We start from the raw sequence: 21647 nt of genomic DNA on the forward strand, positions 1-21647 counted from the left end.
TGAACCGACCCACGTGAATGGAGCCCTTGGTGCTGATCGGCCTTCTGACCGCTGTCGCGGCCTCGATCTGTTACGGCACGGGGTCGGTGCTGCAAGCCGTCGGTTCCCGCAGGTCCGCACGGCGCGAGGCGGCCGCGGCCGGTGTCACGCAGCACGGCGGCCCGAATCTGTCGTCCACCGCGAAAGCCGCGATGACCTGGGAGTTCATCGTCGGCACCATCCTGGACTTCGTGGGCTTCGGGCTCGGCGCCCTCGCCGCCCGGATGCTTCCGCTGTTCCTCTCGCAGACGGTCATCAGCGCCAACCTGGTGATCACGGCCGTGCTCAGTGTGAAGCTGCTCGGCATCCGGCTGAACCGCGCCGAGTGGACGTCGATCGCCGTCGTCTGTTCGGCCCTGGTGCTGCTCGCCACGGCGGCGGGCCCGGAAGGCAGCGGTCACACCCCGATCGCCACGCACTGGTGGCTGCTGGCGATCTCGGTGCTGCTGATGGTCGGTGGCACCGTGGCCGTACGGCTCCTCGGAGCGCGCGCCGCGATCCTCGCGGGTCTGCTGTCGGGCCTCGGCTTCGGCGCGCTCGGGGTCGGCGTACGCATCCTGAACGGCATCGACCCCTTCGACCTGGGCGCACTGCTCACGGACCCCGCGCTCTACGCGATCCTCGTCGCCGGCATCGGCGGCATGTATCTGCACACGGTCGCCCTGCAGATCGGCTCGGTGAACGGCGCGACGGCGGCACTGGTGGTCGGTGAGACCGTGCTGCCCGGCATGATCGGCGTCCTGTGGCTGGGCGACACCTCGCGGCCCGGCTTCGCCTGGGTGGCCATGACGGGCTTCCTGCTGGCGGTGGCCGGTGCGGTGGCGGTGGCCTGGTTCGGCGCTCCCGAGGCGCACGGGGCGACCGGGCAGGAACCGGAGCAACTGCCCGAGGACCCGGAACAGGCGGTGGAACCGGACCGGCTGGCCCACAGCGGGCCGGTGCGGTGAAGCAGCCCTGACCGCTACACGGTGGGCAGGGAGAGGCCGGCGTAGACCTGGTTGAGGACCGAGGGAAGCAGGGAGTTGGCCGTGGTCTTCCCGTCGGGCGACAGGGTCAGGTTCGCCCAGATGACCAGCGTGACGTCGTTCTCCGGGTCGTGGCCGATGAAGGAGTTGAAGCCGGGCAGTTCGCCGCCGTGGTAATACATCGCCGCGCGTGGACCGAAGCGCTGATAGGTGATGCCGTACCCGTACTTCTGCCCGTCGGACGCGGCCGGGTCCTCCGCCTGGAGGCTGTTGAGCCACTGCTTCTGGGCGGCGGGGTCGAGGACCTTGCCCGTCACCAGGGACCGGATCCAGGTGGCCATGTCCTCCGCGGTGGAGATGGCGCCGCCGGCGGCCGTGGCGTACGAGGGGTTCTGGTGGGTGTAGTCCACCGGCTTGAGCTTCCCGGACCTGGCTGCGGCCTGAAGGTCGGCGGGGTAAGGCTTGTCGACCAGCGCGTAGGACGTACCTCCGTACATGTAGCCGTGCGAGTACGGGGCCGGGAGGTTCACGTCGCTGGTGCCGGGCAGCGAGGTCCCCGCCAGCCCGAGCGGTGCGAGCAGCCGGGTCCGGAACTGCTCGCCCAGCGGGCGGCCGCCCACCTTCTCCGCGACGAGGCCCAGCAGCGCGTAGTTGGTGTTGCTGTACTCGTAGGACGCGTTCGGTGCGAAGTTGGGCGGGCGCCGGAACGCGATGTCGAGCATCTGCTGCGGCGTGCGGGCCTTTTGGGGTTCGGCGTCCAGGGACGCAGCGAGTTCGGGAGCGTTCGTGTAGTTGTAGAGCCCGCTGCGCATCTTCAGCAGCTCGGCGATGGTGATGTTCCCGCCGTTGGGCACTCCCGCAACGTAGTCGGACACCGGGTCGGTCATCCGGAGTTTGCCGTCCTGGGCAAGGAGGTTGATCAGCGCCGAGGTCAGGGTCTTGGTGTTGGAGGCGATCCGGAAGTGGTCGCTCGTCGTGGGCTTGTCGGCCTTGCCCAGTTCGGTGGTGCCGGTGGTCGCGCTGAACGTTCCCTGCGGGGTACGGAGCAGGACCACGGTGCCGGGGGTCATGAGCTTCTTCGCCGCGCTCTCCACGGCGGACTGGAGCGCGGCCGGATCGATGGTCTTGAGCGCCAAGGGAGTGGGGACGTGGGCGCTCGCTGCCGCGGATGCGGCCGAGGCGTCGGCGGCCGCCGTGAAACCCGTCCCCGAGGGCAGGACACCACCCGCGACCAGTACGGCCGCGCACGCACCCACCAGGGCAGTGCGCCGGACAGTACGCGACGCCCCCGAAGTGACTCTCGGAGGGCGCGCGGGGTCCGGGGCGTCGGAATCGGCTCGGGTGGTCCTCATACCGGCGTCACACCCCTCGTGCTCGGCGGTCCCAGACCCCGCGCCCGGGAGGCTACATGGTCATTTTAGGCGTTTTCGACACATCTGAGAGGTCGAGCGCCGGCAGGTGATCACCGAGGAGTGCCGGGGCGATCACGCCGCGTACCCATGGCTCGCCGTCCTGCTGCGGCCGCCGCCGCCCGGCGCGTCAGCCCAGCACCACGACGTCCTCGACGGCGAAGACCACATCCACCTCGGCGCCCTCGTGCGGTGCGTCGGCCGGCGCGCACTCCGCCTCCAGCGGCGGGCCGTCGACCGGCCGAAGCCGCAGGGCGACGTGGTTCCCGCGGAAGGAACGGCTCACGACCGTGCAGCGCATTCCGTCGCCGGCGTCCGTGAGGCGTACGCCCGTGGGCCGTACCAGCAGCCGGCCCTCGCCCTGACGCGAACCGTCGGGGACCGGGATCTTGCCCCACGGCGTGTCCGCGGCCGCGCCGCTGACCGTCGCCGCCACCACGTTGTCGAAGCCGAGGAAGCGGGCCACGAACGCGTCGGCCGGCCGCTGCCAGACCTCCAGCGGTGTGCCCGCCTGCGCGATCCGGCCCTCCCGCATGACCACGACCCGGTCGGCGAGCGCGAAGGCCTCGCCCTGGTCGTGGGTGACCGCGAGCACGGTGGTGCCCAACCGGCCGAACAACCCGCGGAGTTCGACGACCAGGCGCTCGCGCAGACCGCGGTCCAGCTGGCCGAGCGGTTCGTCGAGCATCAGCAGCCGCGGCTCGGGCGCGAGGGCCCGGGCGAGCGCGACCCGCTGCTGCTCACCGCCCGAGAGCGAGGCGATGGCGCGGCCCTGCGCACCGGGCAGCCCGACCATCTCCAGCAACTCCGCGACGCGGCGCTCCTGTTCGCCTCGCGCGACGCCGTGCATCCGCAGCCCGAAGGTGACATTGCCGCCGACGTCACGCTGCGGGAAGAGCTGGTGGTCCTGGAACATCAGGCCGACCCCGCGCCGGTGCACCGGAACTCCCGCCTGGTCCGCACCGGAGAGCAGCACCCGCCCCGAGTCCGCGCTCTGCAACCCCGCGACGATCCGCAGCAGTGTGGACTTGCCGCTGCCGCTGGGACCCAGTACGCACACGATCTCGTGCTCGGTGACCTCCAGGTCCACGGCGTCGAGCGCCGTATGGGTCCCGAACCGTACGGTCACGTCCTCGAGTCGCAGCAAGGCCATCAGAACTCCCCGGCGGATCGGTCGATGGGCGCACCCCGGGACGACGTCCGGGGGCGCATCCTCTCCAGCAGCAGCAGCGCGGACGCGCACACCACCATCAAAATCGTGCTCAGGGCCATCGCCTGACCGTAGTTGAGCTCACCCGGCCGGCCGAGAAGCCGGGCCACGGCCACCGGCAGCGTCGGGTTGTCCGGCCGCGCGATGAAGACGGTCGCGCCGAACTCGCCGAGGGACACGGCGAAGGCGAAGCCCGCGGCGATCAGCAACGCCCGGCGCACCAGCGGCAGGTCGACCTCGCGCCACACCCGCAGCGGGGACGCGCCGAGCACGGCGGCGGCCTCGCGCAGCCGTCCGTCCACGGCCCGCAGGACGGGCAGCATGATCCGTACGACGAAGGGAACGCCGACCAGCGCCTGCGCGAGCGGCACCAGGATCCACGACGCCCGCAGGTCCAGCGGCGGTTCGTCGAGCGTGATCAGGAAGCCGAAGCCCACGGTCACGGCCGACACCCCGAGGGGCAGCATCAGCAGGGCGTCGAACCCGCGGACCAGCCTGCCCGCCCGTCGGGTGAGCGCGGCCGCGGCGAGGCCGCCGACGGTCACGGCGATGCCGGTCGCGACGAGCGCGTACTCCAGGGAGTTCCACACGGCCTCGACGGGCGGCACGAGGAAAGTGCCGCCGGACGCGTCGAGGGAGCCGAGCGCCCGGTAGTAGCCGAAGCCGTAGCCTCCGGGTCCGTCGAGCGAGCGCTCGACGAGGACGCCGAGCGGGACGAGCAGGAGCAGCACGATGGTGGCCAGCACCCCGCCGAGCAGGGCCCACTGGCCCGCGCCGCGCGGGCGGCGGGCGGTCCGTGCCGGGTCCACGAGCCGCAGTGCGGCCTCCCGCCGCCGGACCGTCCACGCATGCACGGCGAGCACGATGCCGACCGCGGCGAACTGGACGAGGGTCAGTACGGCAGCCGTCGACAGGTCCAGCAGCTGGGCGGTCTGCCGGTAGATCTCCACCTCCAGGGTGGAGTACGACGGTCCGCCGAGGATCTGGACGACACCGAAGGAGGTGAAGGTGAAGAGGAAGACCATCAGGGCCGCCGCCGCCAGGGCGGGCGCAAGCGCGGGCAGCGTGACGCGTCGCCAGGCGGCGAAGCGTCCGGCGCCCAGTACCCGCGCGGCCTCCTCCTGCCGCGGGTCGAGCTGTGCCCACAGCCCGCCCACCGTGCGTACGACGACGGCGTAGTTGAAGAAGACGTGCGCGAGGAGGATGGCCCACACGGTGGTGTCCAGCCGGATGCCCCACAGTTCGTCGAGGAGCCCGCCGCGACCGAGCAGCGCGAGGAACGCGGTGCCGACGACGACGGTCGGCAGCACGAACGGCACCGTGACCGCCGCTCGCAGCGCCCCCTTGCCGGGGAAGTCGAACCGCGCGAAGACATACGCGCCGGGCAGCGCGATCAGCAGCGTGAGCGCGGTGGACGCCAGCGCCTGCCAGGTGGTGAACCAGAGCACGCGCTGCATGTCGGCGCGGCCGAGCACCTCACCGATCCGCCCGAACTGCCAGACACCGTCGATCTCCAGGCCGCGTCCGACGATGGCGACGACGGGGTAGGCGAAGAAGAGCGCGAAGAACGCGACGGGCACGGCCATCAGGCCGAGCCGCGTCGCGCTCCCGCGCAGCGCGGTCCCGCGGGCCCGCGGCCCGCGGTCCGTCGCCCCGCGGTCGGGCTTCGTTACTTCACTACGAGTGAGGACCACGACTGAACCCACTGCTCACGGTTCTCGGCGATCTTGTCGGGGGCGACGGTCTCCGGCTTGTCGACGACCGCGCCGAACGTGGTGAACAGTGCGGGCAGCTTCGCCCCCTCGACCACCGGGTTGACGAACATGTTCAGCGGCATGTCCTCCTGGAACTGCCGGGAGACCAGGAAGTCCAGCAGCGCCTTGCCGCCCTCCTCGTTCTTCGCGCCGTCAAGCAGTCCGGCGAACTCGATCTGACGGAAGCAGGTCCCCGTGGCGACACCCGTGGGCGCCTCCTTCGGCTGCGGCTTCGCGAACAGCACCTCGACCGGCGGGCTGGAGGCGTACGAGACGACGAGGGGCCGGTCCGCCTTGGCCTTCTTGCCGCCGGCCGAGCCGGAGAACTCCTCGTTGTACGCCTGCTCCCAGCCGTCGACGACCTTCACGCCGTTGGCCTTGAGCTTCTTCCAGTAGTCCTGCCAGCCCACGTCCCCGTACTTCCCGACGCTGCCGAGCAGGAAGCCGAGGCCGGGCGAGGACGTCGCCGCGTTCTCGGTCACGAGCAGGTTCTTGTACGCGGGCTTGATCAGGTCGTCGAACGACTGCGGCGGCGCCAGCTTCTTGTCCGCGAAGTACTTCTTGTCGTAGTTGACACAGATGTCGCCGGTGTCGACCGGCGTGACACGGTGCTTGTCCTTGTCGAGCTGCACCTCGTCGCGCACCTGGCCGAGGCCCTTGGCCTCGTACGGCGTGAAGAGAGAGTTGTCGAGCGCACGGGAGAGCAGGGTGTTGTCGACGCCGAAGAAGACGTCGCCCTGCGGAGAGCCCTTGGTCAGGATCTCCTTGTTGAGCGCGGCACCCGCGTCACCGCTCTTGAGCACCTTGACCGTGTAGCCGGTCTGCCGGGTGAACTCCTTCAGCACGGCGTCGGACGCGGCGAAGGAGTCGTGACTGACGAGGGTCACGGTCTTGGACTTCGTGGCGCCGGACGAGGAGTCCTCGGACTCTCCGCCGCAGGCCGCGAGGGTACTCACGCCTATCGCCGCGGCCACCGCGGTGACCGTGATCTTCCTGGTGGTGCTCACTGAATTCCTCCTGGGGGTGACCAGGAAGAGACGCGGCCCTGCCCGGTCTCCGAAGAGATCCGGGCAGGGCGCAACAGCTTGAGTAACGACCGAACTTCCTACCCAGAATGACCTGGGCAAGGTTCAGAGGGTCTGCGGCCTGACGGTGCCGCACTCTCAGCGCTGTGGCGCTCCCCTGTCGGAATATGAAAATGTTCGAGCCCAGCCTACAAGGTCACCGCTCGGAGGCAGCGAGCTGTCCACAGGCTCCGTCGATCTCCTGACCACGGGTGTCACGGACGGTCACCGGAACACCATGGGCGGCGATCGCCTCGACGAACGCCTTCTCGTCCTCGGGACGGGAGGCGGTCCACTTGGACCCGGGCGTCGGATTGAGCGGAATCAGGTTCACATGGACCCGCTTGCCCTTGAGCATCCGGCCCAGCAGATCCCCGCGCCACGCCTGGTCGTTGATGTCGCGGATCAGCGCGTACTCGATGGAGATGCGACGGCCCGACTTCTCGGCGTACTCCCAGGCGGCGTCCAGCACCTCACGCACCTTCCAGCGCGTGTTGACCGGGACGAGGGTGTCACGCAGTTCGTCGTCCGGGGCGTGCAGGGAGACGGCGAGACGGCACTTGAAGCCCTCGTCGGCGAAGCGCAGCATCGCGGGCACCAGACCGACGGTCGACACGGTGATCCCGCGCTGCGACAGCCCGAGCCCGTCCGGCTCGGGGTCGGTGAGCCGCCGTACGGCGCCGACGACGCGCTTGTAGTTCGCGAGCGGCTCGCCCATCCCCATGAAGACGATGTTCGACAGCCGCGCGGGACCCCCGGGCACCTCGCCGTCGCGCAGGGCACGCATGCCGTCGACGATCTGGTGGACGATCTCGGCGGTCGACAGATTGCGGTCGAGCCCGGCCTGCCCGGTGGCGCAGAAGGGACAGTTCATCCCGCAGCCGGCCTGCGACGAGATGCACATGGTGACGCGGTCCGGGTAGCGCATCAGCACGGACTCGACGAGCGTCCCGTCGTGCAGACGCCACAGGGTCTTACGGGTGGTGTCGTCGTCGCAGGAAATGTGCCGCACGACGGACATCAGGTCGGGCAGCAGCTCGGAGGCGAGCTTCTCGCGCGCGGCGGCCGGGATGTCGGTCCACTGGGCGGGTTCATGGGCGAACCGCGCGAAGTAGTGCTGCGAGAGCTGCTTGGCGCGGAAGGGCTTCTCGCCGATCGCGGCGACGGCGTCCTTGCGCTCGGCGGGCGTGAGGTCGGCGAGGTGCCGCGGGGGCTTCTTGGCTCCGCGGGGCGCGACGAAAGTGAGTTCTCCGGGCTTGGGCATGGTGGTACCAGTGTCGCAGACGGGTTGCCGTGGCCGGACTGGTCGCCCGCGGAGGAGGACGGCACGCTCCATCGGCCGGTGCGGCCCGTCCTCGGACGGCCCGGCTCCCGGTGCATCGGCGCCGGCGCGGCCGGGCGTGCCCCCGTGCAGGGTGGGCGATCAGCAGTCGCGGCGGGCTGCGAGCGGCACCCCGTTGCCGGGCTTGAAGCTGCCGCAGCGGCAGCCTCTACCGTCCTGACCAGGGCCGGAGAGACCGGCCCGACGAGTCCGGCGAGGGAGGCGGGCGATGGGCTGGCCTATCGCGGAGGTCACCCGGATGTCGGGCGGGACGGCACGGACCCTTCGGCACCACGACGAGGTCGGGCTGCTGCCACCCGCGTGGATCGGGACGAACGGCCACCGCTACGGCATACGTCACCGCTCGCCTGAGCTGAAGCAGGCGGGGCGCCGGGGGCACCGGGCCCGACAGGCGCGCGAGCCCCGCGGACACGCGAGAAGGCCAGATCGCACCCCCGTACGACCTGGCCTTCTCTCCGGTGAGCCGACCGTCCGCTCAGCAGACAGGCACTCCCGGGACCTGGTTGTCCGGCGAGCTCAGGTAGATGTTGGTCATGTAGCCGCCGTACTGCGGCAGGTACGCCCACCAGTCGTTCAGGTAGGGCGGCACGCTGACCTGCTGGCCGCGCTTCTGGCAGCCGACGAGGACTTCCACCCCGGCCGGGAGCGTGGTGAGCGGCGACGCCGCGGTGGTCGCCTGGGTGCGGAGGCGCACGCCGCTGCCCCAGGTGCCGATCCAGGTGCCCGCCGGGCGGGAGGCGCCGGGCACGTTCAGTGACCGGGTCAGCCGGCCCAGGTCCGTGTAGGCCTTGCCGTACGCGGTGCCGCTCGGGTGCAGGGTGTACGCGGCCACGATGGAACGGTCACCGGAGCCGACGACGCCCGTCGTGTGCAGCGCCGGGCGGGACAGGTCCACGGCGTTGATCCCGGCGGCCGACCGGACGGCGGTCGCCGCCGCGGCCGTCTGCTTGCCGGCGCCGGCCGGTGCCTTCGCCGCCGCGCCCGCGGGTGCCGTGCAGCCGCCCGAGCTGAAGCCCGACCAGCCCTGCTTCACGGCCCAGGGCCGGTTGAAGGCCCCGGCGATGCCGAAGTGCTGGTCGTAGCCGTCGGTGGCGCAGCGCGTCGACTGGCGCAGGTTGCCCATCATGTAGTCGCGTACGGACGCCGGGGCGGAGTCCAGCAGATAGCGGTAGATCTTCACGGTGTCGCGGGCCGACAGAGCCGTGTAGCCCCAGAATCCGGGGTGGCTCGCCGGGGGCCGGGCAGTGTCGGTGAGGCCGAGGCGCGGCACCATGCGGTCGATGATGGCGCCGCCGCCGTTGTTCGCCCAGAAGGTGCTGGCCGCGTTGTCGTCGCTGCTCCGCAGCATCGCGTCGACACGGGCCCGGTCGGTCGCCGAGAGGTCGCCGGGCTGGCGGTTCCACAGCAGGTCGAGCGCGATGAGCAGCTTCACCACGGACGCCGACCGGAACTGGGCGGCGCTGTTCACCTGCTCGGTGAAGGTGCCCGTCTGCCGGTCGAAGACCGCGACGCCGGCGGTGACCCCCGCGGGCACATCGACCTGGGCCGCGCGGGGCGCCGGCTTCTCGGGCGGCGCGGCGGACGCCGCCGAGGTGGTGGACATCAGCGCCGCCAGGCCCACCGACAGCAGCCCGGCCCAGGTGGCGCGGCGGGCCGTACGCGATCCCGGGGCTCTCGTGTCCCCGGTACGTCGTGAGCGGCGTGGCAGAGCGCGGACGAGTCCGGATCCGAGATGACGAGCCATGGTGGTGGTACCTCCGAGAGGTGAAGCCGATGCCGGCATGAGGGCGGAATCGGGGGAAGGAGTGTTCGCGAGGTGGGGAGCGCCGCCGCGGGCGGGGTCGCTCGGCCGGTCGTGGGCGGTCCCTGCGCGAGATCACGGGCAGCGCAGGCCGAGCGGCGGAGCCGGCCCGCGTCGTACCGACGTGTCACGGCCCGTAGCACCGCGGAACGTGATGTGTCACGGCCCGTAGCACCGCGGGACAAGACGTGTCACGGCCCGTAGCACCGCGGGACCAGACGTGTCACGGCCCGTAGCACTGCGGGACCCCGGGCAGCCAGTTGTCCGGGTGCGAGATCCAGTAGCTCGCCATCCACCCGTCGAAGCCCCGGGTCCGGTTCTCCACGAAGACCCAGTTCGGGTTGGTGCCGACCGTCTCGCCCCGCGTCTGGCAGGTCACTTCGAGCTGGTCGCCCGGCTGCGCCTGACCGATCACCCGCGGGCAGTTGCCGGGCGAGGGGAACTCGGGGCAGCGGAAGCCCGGGGCCGAGTCCTTGCGGATGTTCACATCCGTCGCCCAGGTGGTGAAGACCGGCCCCGCGGCACGCTGTTCGGCAGTCGCCTGGGCGGGCGCGGCGCCCACCGTCATGGCGAGTGCGCACAACACCGCCGCCGCGCCGCCCAGTCGGGCGCCGCGCCTTGCTGATTTGTTCACCATGTCGTCCCCTTCGGACCGTTCGGACGCGTGCCCGTCACGGGTTCGTGGTCGGTCAGGTGCGTTGTCCGCACCACCGGGGGGACGGGCGCACACGCCGCGCCGTATGAGGACGGGGCGAAGAAACATTTGCTGCCGGGACGGTCATACGCCGGGGCACCGAGTCCCGTCTGTGAGGCGGAAGCGGATGCCACCGGGCCGCGAGCGACGAGCCCGGTTCTGACCTGACGAGGGGTTCACCATGATGTGGTCACGCAAGAGCACGGACCGGCGCGGCAGCACCATCGCCCGCCGCGGGCTGCGCGCGGCGGGAGTGGCCGCGGTCATCCCGACGGCGTTTCTGATGGGGGCTCAGCCCGCCGCGGCCCACCCGCCGTCGGGGTCGGTCCACGTGTGGGGCAGCGACGTGCGGGTGCGCAGCTGCCAGAGCACGTCGTGCGACCTCGCCACGACGGAACGGCTCACCAATGTGCGGGTCCAGGCGTACTGCCAGGTCGACAACGGCGAGAAGGGCCGGGTGACCGACGGGCGCTACACCAACACCTACTGGGTGCAGGTCATCACTCCCGGCAGGACCCTTGGCTGGATCTCCGCCGTGTACGTCAGCGGAGGCAGCAACAACGGCCCGGTGCCCGGCGCCCCGGTGGACTCGCCGAACGACCCGACCATCGACTGCGAGTACATCTGATCTGCGCCTCCCTCAGTGCGGTGAGCAACACGTGCCCCCGGTACCGCCGTTCACGGCGGTACCGGGGGCAACTTCTTGCCCGGGTCCGTCATATGGCGTGGCGCCGCATCCGGTCTCACGGACAGAGCCCCACACCGGCATACCAAGGAGTCCACCATGTTCAAGCGCCGTGCCCGTCTCACCGCCGCCGGTCTCGCGGTGGGTACCGCCCTCACTCTGTTCGGTGGGGCCGGTACCTCCCAGGCAGCCCCCAGCACCTCCGCGCCGGCTCCCAGCACCGTCCAGGCATCTCCGATCCTGCAGCCGAACAGCAACATCAGGACCGGGCCCGGTACGTCGTACAGAATCCTCAACACCAGCGGGCCGGAGGGAGCCTCGGGAGTGGCGAAGTGCTACGCGCGCGGTGAGCGCGTCACGGCCGGCGGCTACACCACGGACGTCTGGTACCAGGTCACTGTCCACTTCCCCGGCCATACGTACTACTTCGTGTGGGCCTGGGGCGGCAACGTCAACGTCGGCGCGGATCCCGCCCCCGGCCTCGAGGTCTGCCCCTCTTGACCTCACCCCGCTACGCACTTCGCCCCCGGCACCGTGTCCAACGGTTCCAGGGGCGAAGTGCGTTACACGCAGAGGGTGTTCAGCAGATCGGCAGACCTGAGTCGCGCTCGTCGTCGCCACCGCCGACGAGGAAGATCTCGCTCATGTACGACGACGGCGCCATGCCCATGGCCGGGGTCTTGATCCACCAGGTGTGCCAGTAGCCGCCGTAGGTGGCGCGGCCGCCCTTGATCTGGCAGACGGCCCGGATGAACCCGTCATCCGGGGACTTCGCGCTCACCGGTGCATTCGGATCGGGGGCCGAGCGCAGATTGATGTCGGTCCCCCACATCGGGCACTTGTAGGTGCCCGGGTAGCCGGGGTAGGGGGTGCAGGGCGCGGAGTCGGCGGCCTGCGCGGGTGCGGTGAAACCGGGAGCGAGGAGCATCACGGCGGTCAGAGCTGCCGCCGCGATGCCCCTCGAACCGGCTTTGGTGCCGGTCAGCACGTGGGGACTCCCGGCAGCCAGGCGTCCTTGTGGTCGATGTAGATGTTGGTGATGAAGCCGCCGAGCGCCGGGATGTAGGCCCAGGCGTCGTTGCTGTAGCCCTCGGCGGTGACCATGTCGCCGCGCTTCTGGCACGTGACGTTGACGGGCGTCGGCCCGGTGAGGGTGCGGACGACGGCCGCGTTCAGCTTGGCGTCGGCCCGTACGCGTACGGACGTGCCCCAGGTGGTGAAGTTGGTGCCGGGGTTGCCTCCGCCCGGGGTGCACGGCAGGCTCACGCCGCGCTCCGCGAGATACGGGCCGGGGTTCATGCCGCGCGTGCTGGACGTGGAGCTGTGCGCCTCGAAGTGGAGGTGCGGGCCGGTGGACTGGCCCTCGGAGCCCATCCGCGCGATCAGCTGGCCGCCGCTCACCCGCTGGTTGACGGACACGAGCCGCTCGTACATGTGGCCGTACTCGGTGACCGTGCCGTCGTCGTGCCTGATCCGGATCCACTGGCCGTAGCCGCTGGCGGTGCCGGAGACGATGACGGTGCCCGCGCCGGTGGAGTAGATCGGCGTGCCCCGGGTGTTGGCGATGTCGACGCCGTCGTGGCCGGAGTGCCAGCCCTGCGTGACGGTGCCGGCGGTCGGGCAGGAACCGGCGTAGCCGGCGGGCTGGGCCGGCGCGGCCTCGGCCGTGGCGGCGGAGAGCGGGACCAGCGCGGACGCGACGGCCGCGGCTGCCAGCAGACCGAGTGACTTGGTGCGGTTGATCACGGGCATGGCGAATCTTCCTCCGAACAGGGATGGGAAAAAGGTGGGTCGAGGTTCAGTGACGCCGGCGGGCGCCGCTCAGCACTCCGGGACGCCGGGAAGCCAGGCGGCCGGGTCGTCGATGTAGATGTTCGAGATCCACGCCTTGTACTTGGGCAGGTACGACCACACGTTGTTGGTGTAGCCCTCGGCGGTGACGCTCTCCCCGTAGGCCTGGCACAGGACGTCGACGGCCGTGGGGCCGGGCAGACGGGTCACCGGCGGCTTGCCCGTGCCGGCCTCCGGGCGCAGGCCCACGCCCGTGCCCCAGGTCATGAAGCGCTTGGTGTTCGCCGGCGGCTGCTCGTTGTTGGTGATGCGCAGAGCGCCCGCGTACTGGGCGTTCAGCCGTACGTCACTGACCATCACCACGGTTCCGGACTCCCGGGCCTCGACCATCTTGCCGTTACCCAGGTAGATGGCGATGTGGTGCACGGTGTCGTGATTACCGGGGCTCGACGCCCACAGCAGCAGGTCGCCCGGCTCCAGCGGGGCGAGGCCCTGCGCACGGGTGAAGCGGGCACTGGCACCGCTCCACTTGGCCTGGTTCCACGAGCCCTCGGGCAGCGCGATCCCCGCTCCCTGCCAGGCCGCGTACTGCACCAGGTGCGAGCAGTCGAAGCCCTTCACCTTGCTGTCGTGCGCACCGGGACCGCCGCCGGGATAGTCCTGGCCGAAGGTCGGACCGTGGATCGAGCCTCCGCCCCAGGAGTACGGCACCCCCAGCTGCGAGCAGGCGGCGTTCACGATGGCCGCGGCCTGGGCGGACGCCCCGGTCAGAGGACGGCAGTCCGCGGCGGCGGTCATGGTTCGGGCCTGCTGCGGTGACTCGGCCACGGCCACGCCGGTGGTACCGACGGCGGCGAGCAGAACTCCGCCCGCCACCGTCACCAGCGTCCGATTCATGCGGCGCACGTGTGTTCCCCCTCGTTTCGGTTCCACTGCTTCCGGCTGAACTGGAGGCAGCATGCGGTCCCGCCACCCTCGTTCGTCGTAGCCGGTGCCGGTGCGCGGTTCGTGGCGCCGGCCTTCAGTGAGGGGACGGGATCGGGGACCGTTGTGTATGCGTCGAGAGCGGCACGAATTTTGGCGAGCCCCCGCATCCGGTTGCGCTGCACGGTTCCGCGGTGCGCGCCGAGCCGCTGACCTGCGACGTCGTGGCTCAGGCCTTCGAGATCGATGAGGATGACCGCGGCCGCCTCCTTGGGTGACAGATGCCGCAGCAGCGCGACCGTCACCGCCTCCGCCTCGCGTGAGGCGAGCCCGCCGTCCCAGCTCTGCTCGGGCAGCCGGTCGGTGCACCGCTCACGCCGGGAGGGGTGCAGCCAGGCGTCGCGCAGCAGATTCAGCGCGGCGGCGCAGGTGTAGGCGTACGGGTGACGCTGGCGGGCCAGGGTCTGGGCGCGGGCGCGGCGGGACAGCCGCAGATACGTCTCCTGGAGCAGGTCGTCGGCGTCGTGCGGGTTACCGGTCAGGGCCAGCAGCCGACGGCGCAGCTTCGGCATCACGGCCGTGAAGGCCTCGTCGAACTCGGCGGCGGTCATCCGGTCAGCGCCCGCGAGGGGTTCGGGGGCGAGCTGCTCGGCGCGCGTGGTCTTCGAAGCGGTCGTCCCCGCCTCGTCCGTCCGCACCGCGTTGGCCGCGTCGGTGGTGGTCGTCGGGCCCGTGGTCTTCGAGACGGTGCTCTTCGTCGTCGCGGTGGTCGTCGTCGCGGTGGTTGGTGAAGGCGAGATGCAGGTGCTGCTTTCCACGTACTTCCCCCGGGTGGTGTCGTCACAGTGCGTTCCGGCGTCTGCCGGTGTGGTTCGTCGGCTCGATGCGTGGTGGTGCGTGGTGATGCGAGGAAGGTCTTCGGACGAGCGCCGGATGCGCGGGGTGCGTCAGCCCCGCGCGACGGGCCCGTACCTGGCCGCCGGCTCTCCGCTGAGCAGCGCCCAGTACCGGTCGCCGTAGGACCAGTGCCACCATTCGGTGGGGTAGTTGACGAAGCCCCCCGCGGTCATGGCCCGGCACATCAGCTCTCGGTTGGCGCGGGGCTCACCGGTGATGCGGGGCGCGGCCGTACGGCAGCCGCCTTCGCTCTCCTCCGGGGTGGCGTTCACCTCGGTGCCGAGAGAGAGTTCGACGCCGTCCTCGGTGCACAGAGTCAGATCGACCGCACCGCCGCTGACGTGCGGGGCGACCTCCGGCGGGGAGATGTACGCGCTCGTCAGCTCGCGGACCCGGTCGGGTGACGCGTCCGGCTCGGCCGCCCGCATCACGGCGGCGTACTCCTGGAAGTAGCGGCCCTGGAGCTGAGGCGGGCGGAAGCCCTCCACCAGCAACAGTCGGATGCCCGTGGGCAGTTCGTCCTGAGCGACGAGCAGTCGGCGCACCACGTCCGCCCGCAGATGGGCGTACGAGCCGTCGCCGTCGGCCTGGCGCGCATCGACGCGCAGCCCGGCGACCTCGCGCACGTCGACCAGCGGCTCGCCGTTGTCCACGACGGGCGTTGCGGCGACTCGGCGGTCCGAGAGCAGGATGATCTCTGTCACGCTCACCAGCGTGCCCGGGGGCGCTGCAGAAGCGATGCAGATCCTCTGCAGGACCCTCTGCATCCCCGTGCATCTCTCGGCGCGCTCCTGCAGGAGGTCACGCAGAAGGTGCCTCTGCGGTCGTGCGGGCCCTTCCGGAGCGGCCCACGGCCGTGCGGACCCTTCCGGAACACTCTCCGGCGACGCCGGCCGGTCAGGGAGACAGGTCCCGACCGGCCTCCCCCGCGTCGACCGTCTCCGCGGCGACCTCCTCGGTGGCCTCCCGGCTGCCGAGCTCGCGGAACACCTCGAGCGCCTCGGCCCGCGCGGCACGGGCCGCCTGCGCGTCACCCCTGCCGGCCGCCGCCGCCCCCAGGTCCCTCACCGTACGGGCGCGCCACAGCGGCAGCTGGAGCTTCTCCCACAGGACGACCGAGCGCTGAAGCTCCGCCTCCGCCGGGTCCCACTCCCCCGCCGCGAGGTGCCACTCGCCGAGCGATCGCAGGACGAGCGCCTCGCCGAACAGGTCCTGGCGCTCGCGGGTCACCTCCAGGCACCGTTCGAGCTGCTCCCGCGCCTCGGGGAGCCGGCCCTGCCGCAGATGGACCTTGGCCAGTGACTGGCCGGCGTACATCGAGCCGAAGGTGTCACCGGTCTGCTCGAAGATGTCCAGAGAGCGCGACAACATCCGTTCGGCGTCGCCGAGTTCGCCCTTCGCCCGGTGGCACAGACCGAGAGAGCGCAGGGTCAGCCCCTCGCCGTGCCGGTCGCCCACCTCCCGGTACAGCTCCAGGGCCAGGGACAGTTCGTCCCAGGCCTCGGCGTACCGACCCAGATCGCGGTGCACACTGCCGATGCCGTAATGCAGTTGGGCCACGGCGGTGGTGTCGGCCAGTTCACCGCACAGCGCGAGTGCCTGTCCCATCAGGTCCAGGGCCTCGGTGAACCGCGCCTGTTCGCGGCGCGCCGAGCCCATGCCGGCCAGGGCGTCCGCGCGACCGCGCGCGTCATCCGTCTCCTCGAACAGCCGCAGGGCGTCCTTGAAGTACGCGTATGCGGCCTCGAAGCTGTCCTGTTCGAGGCGGAGTTGGCCCAGGCCGCTGAGCAACCACGCCTCGCCCTCGGCATCGCCGCCGCGGCGGACCGCCTCCAGGGCCACGGTGTGCGAACGGGACCAGGCGTCGAACTGGTTGTAGAGCGCCGCCGAGCTCGCCATGAGCACGGCCGCGAGATCGCGCGCCGCCCGGGCCAGTCCGTGGTCCGCGCAGTGCGTGACGGCCGCGACCAGACAGGGCTGTTCGGCCGCGAACCAGGCGGCGGGCCTGGCCAGCAGTTCCCGTACGACGAACGGGTCCAGGGTCACTTCCGCGCTCTTGCCGGCGAAGAGCCGTGCGGCCCCGCCGGGCCCGCGCGCCGCCGCTTCCTTGGCCAGTGACAACCAGCAGGAGACCAGTCGCAGGACGGCATCCTCGCGGGCCTGCTCGGTCTCCTCGGTCAGGCAGCGCTCGCGGGCGTGCTCCCGGGCTAGATCATGGATGCGGTACCGGGTCTGCCCCGTCTCGTCGACCCCCACGAGGTCGATGAAGTGGCAGTCCACCAGGCGCTCGACGGCCTCCTCGGCCTCGTCGACGCCCACGTCCAGGAGCGGGGCCGCGACCCACGCGGCGAAGTCCGGCAGATCCATCAGCGCCAGTCGGCGCAGCGCGCGGCGCTCCTGCTCGCCGAGGTCCGCGTACCCGAGCTCCAGGCTCGCCCTCAACTCCAGGTCACCGGCCTGGAGTTCGTCGAGCCGGCGGCGCTCGTCACGCAGCCGGGCGGCGAGGCGTGCGGGTGTCCAGTGCGGGCGCGCGGCGAGCCGGGCGCCCGCGATCCGTACCGCCAGGGGCAGCCTGCCGCACAGCGCGACGATCTCGGCGACCTGCCCCGGCTCGGCGGTGGCCCTCCCGGGGCCGGCGACCTTGGCCATCAGGGCCAGCGCCTCCTGCTCCCCGGGGGCCGCGAGGTCCAGATGGGCCGCACCTTCGAGCGCGACCAGCCGGCGCCGGCTGGTGATCAGCACGGCGGAGCCGGATCCCGGCGGCAGAAGCGGGCGCAGCAGGGTCTCGCCGACAGCGTTGTCCAGGATGAGGAGTATCCGGCGGCGGGCGATGTGCGTGCGATACAGCCCGACGAGATCCTCCAGGTCACCGGGCAGTGCGTCGGGGTCGGCCCCGAGGGCCCGCAGCAGCCTCGCGAGGGCGTCGGCGGTCTGCACGGGCGCGGAGTCGGACGCGCGCAGGTCCAGGAACAGCTGCCCGTCGGGGAAGAGGGCCGCCAGACGGTGGCCGATGTGCACGGCGAGCGTCGTCTTGCCCATCCCGGAACGCCCCGAGATCACCCCGATCGGTGGCGCTGTGCTCGCGGGATCGTTGACTCTGTCCAGCAGGGTGGTGGCCCAGGCGATCTGTTCGCTCCGGCCGACGAAGTCGGAGACGTCGGGCGGCAGATGGGACGGCGTGGGGTGCCCGGGGGCGTCCGGCACGGTCTCCCTGCGTACGGCCTCCCGCGCTACGGCCTGACGAGGCCCGCCCTGACGAGGTAAGGCCTCGCGCGGGACCGGCTCACCCGCTGTCGCCTCCTGCGGCGCGCGCCCGGCGCCCGGCTCGGTCCCGGCGGAGGCGGACTGCGGCCCCGCGGCAAGCAGCGCCGTGTCCCCGGTCAGCAGAGCCTGGTGCAGCGCTCGCAGCTCCGGACCGGGGTCGATCCCCAGCTCCGTGCGCAGCAGTTCGCGCCCCTCCTGATAGGTCCGCAGCGCGTCGGGCACCCGCCCGGTCCGGAACAGCGCGGTCATCAGCTGCCCCCGTGGCTGCTCCCGCAGCGGGTGGGCGGCCACATGCGCGAGGAGTTCGGCGACGAGCTCCGCCCGGCACCCGAGGGTCAGTTCCGCGGCGAACCGTGCCTCCTGGGCCACCAGCCGCAGTTCGGCCAGACGCGCGGCCTCGATCCGTGCGAAGGACTGATCGAGACCTTCCAGCGCGTCCTGCCCGCGCCACAGACCCATCGCGTCCCGCAGGATCTCCACGGCCTCGGCGGCCCGCCCCTCGGAGGCCGTGCGCCGGCCGAGCGCGAGCGCCTGCTCGAACCGGTGGGCGTCGATCCGGGACGGCGGGAAGGCTGCGAGATAGCCGGGTGAACGGGTCTGGATCGCGGTGTCGTCCCCCGCCCCGGCCAGCGCCCGGCGCAGTGCCGACACATGCGAGGCGACGAGGGCCCGCGCGGTGACGGGCGCCTGTTCCTCCCAGACCAGGTCCACGAGGCGGTCGGTGGAAAGCACCTCACCGAGATTGACGACGAGAGCCGCGAGAATCGCCGTGGGTTTGGGACCGCTCAGCGGAATGCGCCGATGTCCGTCCCACACCTCGGCCGGGCCCAGAAGGCGCACCTCCAACGTCGTCCTCCGATGTCGCGGCCCCTCACTTGCGGTGCCAACGATATTCGGTGGGAAGGTGCTGGACACGACTGTTACCGGACTGCCTGCGACGACTTCCGCAGTCCGGTGACCTGTTTGTTGCGTCGCCACGGCCCTCGGTCTCGGGAGAGGTGTCCTCGCAATCGGGAATGGGCCGTGATTCCGCTCGGGGAAGGGACGGGACTCACGCTGTCCCCGTATGAGTGAGCCGGGAAAAATTTCTCCGTTGACGAGGAATTCCCCGCGGACACGAGAGAGGCCCCCTTCCGGAACCTTCCGGAAGGGGGCCCGTCACTGCCTCAGAACGGCTGCATCGGAACGACAGGGGTCGACCGAGGGTCAGCCGCTGCCCACGAAGATCACCAGCAGGAGCCACACCACGGGCGCCGTCGGCAGCAGGGAGTCGAGCCGGTCCATGATGCCGCCGTGCCCCGGCAGGAGCGTGCCCATGTCCTTGATGCCGAGGTCCCGCTTGATCATCGACTCGCCCAGGTCACCGAGGGTGGCGCTGGCCGCGACCGCGAAGCCCAGCAGCAGGCCCTGCCACCAGGTGCCGTCGTCGATGAGGAACTGCATGCACAGCGCACCTGCCGCCATCGCGAACGTGACCGCGCCCAGCAGCCCTTCGCGGGTCTTCCCGGGGCTGATGCGGGGCGCCAGCTTGTGCTTCCCGAAACGCCAGCCCACGGCGTACGCGCCGGTGTCGCTGACCACCGTGAGCACGAGGAACATCAGCACGCGCTTCGCGCCGTCGTCGGCGGTGAGCATCATCGCCACGAACGTCGCGAGGAACGGGACGTAGAACGCGGCGAACACACCCGCGGTGACGTCCTTCAGATATCCCTCGGGCGGTTCGGTCATCCGCCAGACCAGCACCGCCAGCGCGGTGAGGGCCATGGCGACCCAGGCACCCTCGGCTCCGCGCACATAACCGGCCACGACCATGGCCGCCCCGCCGACCGCGAGCGGCACCAGCGGGGCCTTGATCTGCTTGCGCTCCTCGAGCCGGGACGTCAGTTCCCACAGCCCGACCACGACGGCGACCGCTATCACGCCGACGAACACGGCCTTGACGACGAAGAGCGACGCCACGATCACCGCGCCCAGACCGACGCCGACCCCTATGGCCGCCCTCAGGTCACGCCCGGCCCGCTTCCTCTGCGGCGGTTCGGGCGCCGGCTCGGGGGTAGGCATGGGCTCCTGCGGAATCTCGTCCCGGAACAGGGGGCCACTCAGTGGAGCGGCCCCCCGGTCGAGGTCGTTGCGCTCGTCGCGGTCGTTACGGTCTTCGGCGTCTCTACCTGCGTCGGGAAAGTCCGGCACGATGGGCATGGGCCGAGTCTGCTGTGCGTCATGCTCATCGTATGCGGGACCCGCCGGGGCAGGCCCCTGGTCGGGGGGCAGCCATTCTCCGACGTACCTGGCTCTCTGCGGAGCCCCCCAGGAAGAGTCGTTCATCAGACCTCGAGCAGCTCGGCTTCCTTGTGCTTGAGCAGCTCGTCCACCTGCGCGACGTACTTCGCGGTGGTGTCGTCGAGCTCCTTCTCCGCACGGCGGCCCTCGTCCTCGCCGACCTCGCCGTCCTTGATCAGCTTGTCGATGGCTTCCTTGGCCTTGCGGCGCACGGAGCGGATCGAGATCTTCGAGTCCTCGGCCTTGCTCTTGGCCACCTTGATGTACTCGCGGCGGCGCTCCTCCGTGAGCTCGGGGAACACCACACGGATGATGTTGCCGTCGTTGCTGGGATTGACGCCCAGGTCGGAGTCACGGATCGCCTGCTCGACATTGCGCAGTGCGGTCTTGTCGAACGGGGTCACCACGGCCATCCGCGGCTCCGGCACCGAGAACGAGGCCAGCTGGTTGATCGGGGTCAGCGCACCGTAGTAGTCGGCCACGATCTTGTTGAACATCGCCGGGTGCGCACGTCCGGTGCGGATCGCGGCGAAGTCATCCTTGGCGACCAGGACGGCCTTCTCCATCTTCTCCTCGGCCTCGAGGAGGGTCTCTTCGATCACCACTTGCTCCTGCGTGTCTTGAGTGGGCCCGGCATGCAACTGGGCTGGGCGGAACCTGTGTCGCGTCTTCCCCTGCACGGTGTCCGACCGGCAGGGCTTTGTCTATCCCTGGAAGGACGCCCCCGGGTCAGCCCCGGGTGCCCTGGTCGCTCACGAGAGTCCCGATCTTCTCACCCTTGACGGCCCGCGCGATATTGCCTTCGGTGAGGAGTTCGAAGACGAGGATCGGAAGGGCGTTGTCGCGGCAGAGGGTGACCGCGGTGGCGTCCGCGACCTTGAGGTTGCGGGTGATCACCTCGCCGTACTCCAGCGCGTCGAACTTCACCGCGTCCGGGTTGGTCTTGGGGTCGGAGTCGTAGACACCGTCGACACCGTTCTTGCCCATCAGCAGGGCCTCGGCGTCGATCTCCAGGGCTCGCTGCGCGGCGGTGGTGTCGGTGGAGAAGTACGGCATGCCCATACCGGCGCCGAAGATCACGACGCGCCCCTTCTCCAGGTGGCGCACGGCGCGCAGCGGGATGTACGGCTCCGCGACCTGGCCCATGGTGATGGCTGTCTGGACACGGGAGTCGATGCCCTCCTTCTCCAGGAAGTCCTGGAGTGCGAGGCAGTTCATGACCGTGCCGAGCATGCCCATGTAGTCGGAGCGGGCCCGGTCCATGCCGCGGACCTGCAGTTCTGCGCCGCGGAAGAAGTTTCCGCCGCCGATGACGACCGCGATCTCGGCGCCGTCACGTACCACGGCGGCGATCTCGCGGGCGATGGCGTGCACGACGTCGGGGTCGACGCCGAGACCCCCACCGCCGGAGAACGCCTCACCGGACAGCTTCAGCATGAAGCGCCCGGCCTTCTTGTCGTCGTGGTCGCTCTTGTCGCCGGTTGCCTGGTTGGCGTCCGCGCCCTTGTTCATGGAGATCTCCTCGTGC

General features: G+C 70.9%; 19 protein-coding genes, 1 pseudogene and 1 riboswitch. Of the genes and pseudogenes, 4 read left to right on the forward strand and 16 right to left on the reverse strand.

What is annotated here, in order from left to right; all coding sequences use genetic code 11:
* Positions 1 to 29 precede the first annotated feature (29 nt).
* Entirely contained in the window at positions 30 to 986 is a 957-nt protein-coding gene (locus RPQ07_RS10320) for a hypothetical protein (protein WP_313943814.1), read from the forward strand.
* 14 nt (positions 987 to 1000) lie between these two features.
* Here RPQ07_RS10320 and RPQ07_RS10325 read toward each other — a convergent pair whose 3' ends face one another.
* From RPQ07_RS10325 to rlmN, 5 genes are all read right to left on the reverse strand, one after another.
* Entirely contained in the window at positions 1001 to 2260 is a 1260-nt protein-coding gene (locus RPQ07_RS10325) for a serine hydrolase domain-containing protein (protein WP_313943815.1), read from the reverse strand.
* Positions 2261 to 2543: 283 nt separating this feature from the next.
* Positions 2544 to 3566: an ABC transporter ATP-binding protein gene (locus RPQ07_RS10330; RefSeq protein ID WP_313943816.1), complete on the reverse strand. Its 1023-nt coding sequence runs from the start codon at positions 3564 to 3566 to the stop codon at positions 2544 to 2546.
* Complete coding sequence (locus RPQ07_RS10335; RefSeq protein ID WP_313948846.1) at positions 3566 to 5209, reverse strand: iron ABC transporter permease; 1644 nt, start codon at positions 5207 to 5209, stop codon at positions 3566 to 3568. Before RPQ07_RS10335 ends, RPQ07_RS10330 begins: the two co-directional genes overlap by 1 nt.
* A gap of 83 nt (positions 5210 to 5292) precedes the next feature.
* Positions 5293 to 6384 (reverse strand): thiamine ABC transporter substrate-binding protein, encoded by a 1092-nt coding sequence (locus tag RPQ07_RS10340; protein ID WP_313943817.1) that lies wholly within the window; start codon positions 6382 to 6384, stop codon positions 5293 to 5295.
* A 77-nt stretch (positions 6385 to 6461) separates the two neighbouring features.
* A riboswitch (TPP riboswitch) is annotated at positions 6462 to 6571 on the reverse strand.
* Positions 6572 to 6598: 27 nt separating this feature from the next.
* Positions 6599 to 7705 carry a 23S rRNA (adenine(2503)-C(2))-methyltransferase RlmN gene (gene rlmN, locus RPQ07_RS10345; RefSeq protein WP_313943818.1) on the reverse strand — a complete coding sequence of 369 codons (1107 nt, stop codon included), beginning with the start codon at positions 7703 to 7705 and terminating at the stop codon, positions 6599 to 6601.
* Positions 7706 to 7991: 286 nt separating this feature from the next.
* Between rlmN and RPQ07_RS10350 the strand changes: the two are divergent.
* A pseudogene (locus RPQ07_RS10350) lies at positions 7992 to 8114 on the forward strand (MerR family DNA-binding transcriptional regulator); the annotation flags it as partial.
* A 144-nt stretch (positions 8115 to 8258) separates the two neighbouring features.
* On the opposite strand, the gene RPQ07_RS10355 reads toward RPQ07_RS10350, so the two are convergent.
* Positions 8259 to 9386, reverse strand: coding sequence for a hypothetical protein (locus RPQ07_RS10355; RefSeq protein ID WP_313948847.1), 1128 nt, complete (start codon positions 9384 to 9386; stop codon positions 8259 to 8261).
* A 421-nt stretch (positions 9387 to 9807) separates the two neighbouring features.
* The gene (locus RPQ07_RS10360) at positions 9808 to 10221 is read right to left on the reverse strand and encodes an SH3 domain-containing protein (RefSeq protein ID WP_313943819.1); all 414 of its coding nucleotides are present in this window, start codon (positions 10219 to 10221) and stop codon (positions 9808 to 9810) included.
* Between the two features lie 238 nt (positions 10222 to 10459).
* On the opposite strand from RPQ07_RS10360, the gene RPQ07_RS10365 reads away from it, so the two are divergent.
* The gene (locus RPQ07_RS10365; RefSeq protein ID WP_313943820.1) at positions 10460 to 10906 is read left to right on the forward strand and encodes a hypothetical protein; all 447 of its coding nucleotides are present in this window, start codon (positions 10460 to 10462) and stop codon (positions 10904 to 10906) included.
* A gap of 156 nt (positions 10907 to 11062) precedes the next feature.
* On the forward strand, positions 11063 to 11464 hold the full coding sequence (locus RPQ07_RS10370) for an SH3 domain-containing protein (protein ID WP_313943821.1): 402 nt from the start codon (positions 11063 to 11065) through the stop codon (positions 11462 to 11464).
* A gap of 79 nt (positions 11465 to 11543) precedes the next feature.
* Here the strand turns inward: RPQ07_RS10370 and RPQ07_RS10375 are convergent, their stop codons facing one another.
* From RPQ07_RS10375 to pyrH, 9 genes are all read right to left on the reverse strand, one after another.
* On the reverse strand, positions 11544 to 11951 hold the full coding sequence (locus tag RPQ07_RS10375; RefSeq protein ID WP_313943823.1) for a hypothetical protein: 408 nt from the start codon (positions 11949 to 11951) through the stop codon (positions 11544 to 11546).
* The gene (locus tag RPQ07_RS10380; RefSeq protein ID WP_313943824.1) at positions 11945 to 12715 is read right to left on the reverse strand and encodes a M23 family metallopeptidase; all 771 of its coding nucleotides are present in this window, start codon (positions 12713 to 12715) and stop codon (positions 11945 to 11947) included. Before RPQ07_RS10380 ends, RPQ07_RS10375 begins: the two co-directional genes overlap by 7 nt.
* A gap of 69 nt (positions 12716 to 12784) precedes the next feature.
* Positions 12785 to 13651, reverse strand: coding sequence for an NlpC/P60 family protein (locus RPQ07_RS10385; RefSeq protein WP_313948848.1), 867 nt, complete (start codon positions 13649 to 13651; stop codon positions 12785 to 12787).
* Entirely contained in the window at positions 13648 to 14496 is an 849-nt protein-coding gene (locus tag RPQ07_RS10390) for an RNA polymerase sigma factor (RefSeq protein WP_313943825.1), read from the reverse strand. Before RPQ07_RS10390 ends, RPQ07_RS10385 begins: the two co-directional genes overlap by 4 nt.
* A gap of 129 nt (positions 14497 to 14625) precedes the next feature.
* The gene (locus RPQ07_RS10395; protein ID WP_313943826.1) at positions 14626 to 15279 is read right to left on the reverse strand and encodes a M15 family metallopeptidase; all 654 of its coding nucleotides are present in this window, start codon (positions 15277 to 15279) and stop codon (positions 14626 to 14628) included.
* Between the two features lie 193 nt (positions 15280 to 15472).
* Positions 15473 to 18679, reverse strand: a complete 3207-nt coding sequence (locus RPQ07_RS10400) for an AfsR/SARP family transcriptional regulator (protein WP_313943827.1) — start codon at positions 18677 to 18679, stop codon at positions 15473 to 15475.
* Between the two features lie 366 nt (positions 18680 to 19045).
* The gene (locus RPQ07_RS10405) at positions 19046 to 20164 is read right to left on the reverse strand and encodes a phosphatidate cytidylyltransferase (protein WP_313943828.1); all 1119 of its coding nucleotides are present in this window, start codon (positions 20162 to 20164) and stop codon (positions 19046 to 19048) included.
* On the reverse strand, positions 20164 to 20721 hold the full coding sequence (gene frr, locus RPQ07_RS10410; protein ID WP_313943829.1) for a ribosome recycling factor: 558 nt from the start codon (positions 20719 to 20721) through the stop codon (positions 20164 to 20166). The genes RPQ07_RS10405 and frr overlap by 1 nt, the downstream gene beginning before the upstream one ends.
* 127 nt (positions 20722 to 20848) lie before the next feature.
* Entirely contained in the window at positions 20849 to 21631 is a 783-nt protein-coding gene (pyrH, locus tag RPQ07_RS10415) for a UMP kinase (RefSeq protein ID WP_313948849.1), read from the reverse strand.
* Positions 21632 to 21647 lie beyond the last annotated feature (16 nt).

Origin of the sequence: Streptomyces sp. AM8-1-1, from assembly GCF_032229325.1 — a bacterium.
Classification (GTDB): Bacteria; Actinomycetota; Actinomycetes; order Streptomycetales; family Streptomycetaceae; genus Streptomyces; species Streptomyces achmelvichensis.

Coding starts and splice junctions, on each gene's coding strand:
- rlmN (WP_313943818.1), bottom strand. CDS start 7,705: ATGCCCAAGCCCGGAGAACTCACTTTCGTCGCGCCCCGCGGAGCCAAG.
- RPQ07_RS10385 (WP_313948848.1), bottom strand. CDS start 13,651: ATGAATCGGACGCTGGTGACGGTGGCGGGCGGAGTTCTGCTCGCCGCC.
- RPQ07_RS10365 (WP_313943820.1), top strand. CDS start 10,460: ATGATGTGGTCACGCAAGAGCACGGACCGGCGCGGCAGCACCATCGCC.
- RPQ07_RS10330 (WP_313943816.1), bottom strand. CDS start 3,566: ATGGCCTTGCTGCGACTCGAGGACGTGACCGTACGGTTCGGGACCCAT.
- RPQ07_RS10360 (WP_313943819.1), bottom strand. CDS start 10,221: ATGGTGAACAAATCAGCAAGGCGCGGCGCCCGACTGGGCGGCGCGGCG.
- RPQ07_RS10335 (WP_313948846.1), bottom strand. CDS start 5,209: ATGGCCGTGCCCGTCGCGTTCTTCGCGCTCTTCTTCGCCTACCCCGTC.
- RPQ07_RS10370 (WP_313943821.1), top strand. CDS start 11,063: ATGTTCAAGCGCCGTGCCCGTCTCACCGCCGCCGGTCTCGCGGTGGGT.
- pyrH (WP_313948849.1), bottom strand. CDS start 21,631: ATGAACAAGGGCGCGGACGCCAACCAGGCAACCGGCGACAAGAGCGAC.
- RPQ07_RS10355 (WP_313948847.1), bottom strand. CDS start 9,386: ATGTCCACCACCTCGGCGGCGTCCGCCGCGCCGCCCGAGAAGCCGGCG.
- RPQ07_RS10405 (WP_313943828.1), bottom strand. CDS start 20,164: ATGAACGACTCTTCCTGGGGGGCTCCGCAGAGAGCCAGGTACGTCGGA.
- RPQ07_RS10380 (WP_313943824.1), bottom strand. CDS start 12,715: ATGCCCGTGATCAACCGCACCAAGTCACTCGGTCTGCTGGCAGCCGCG.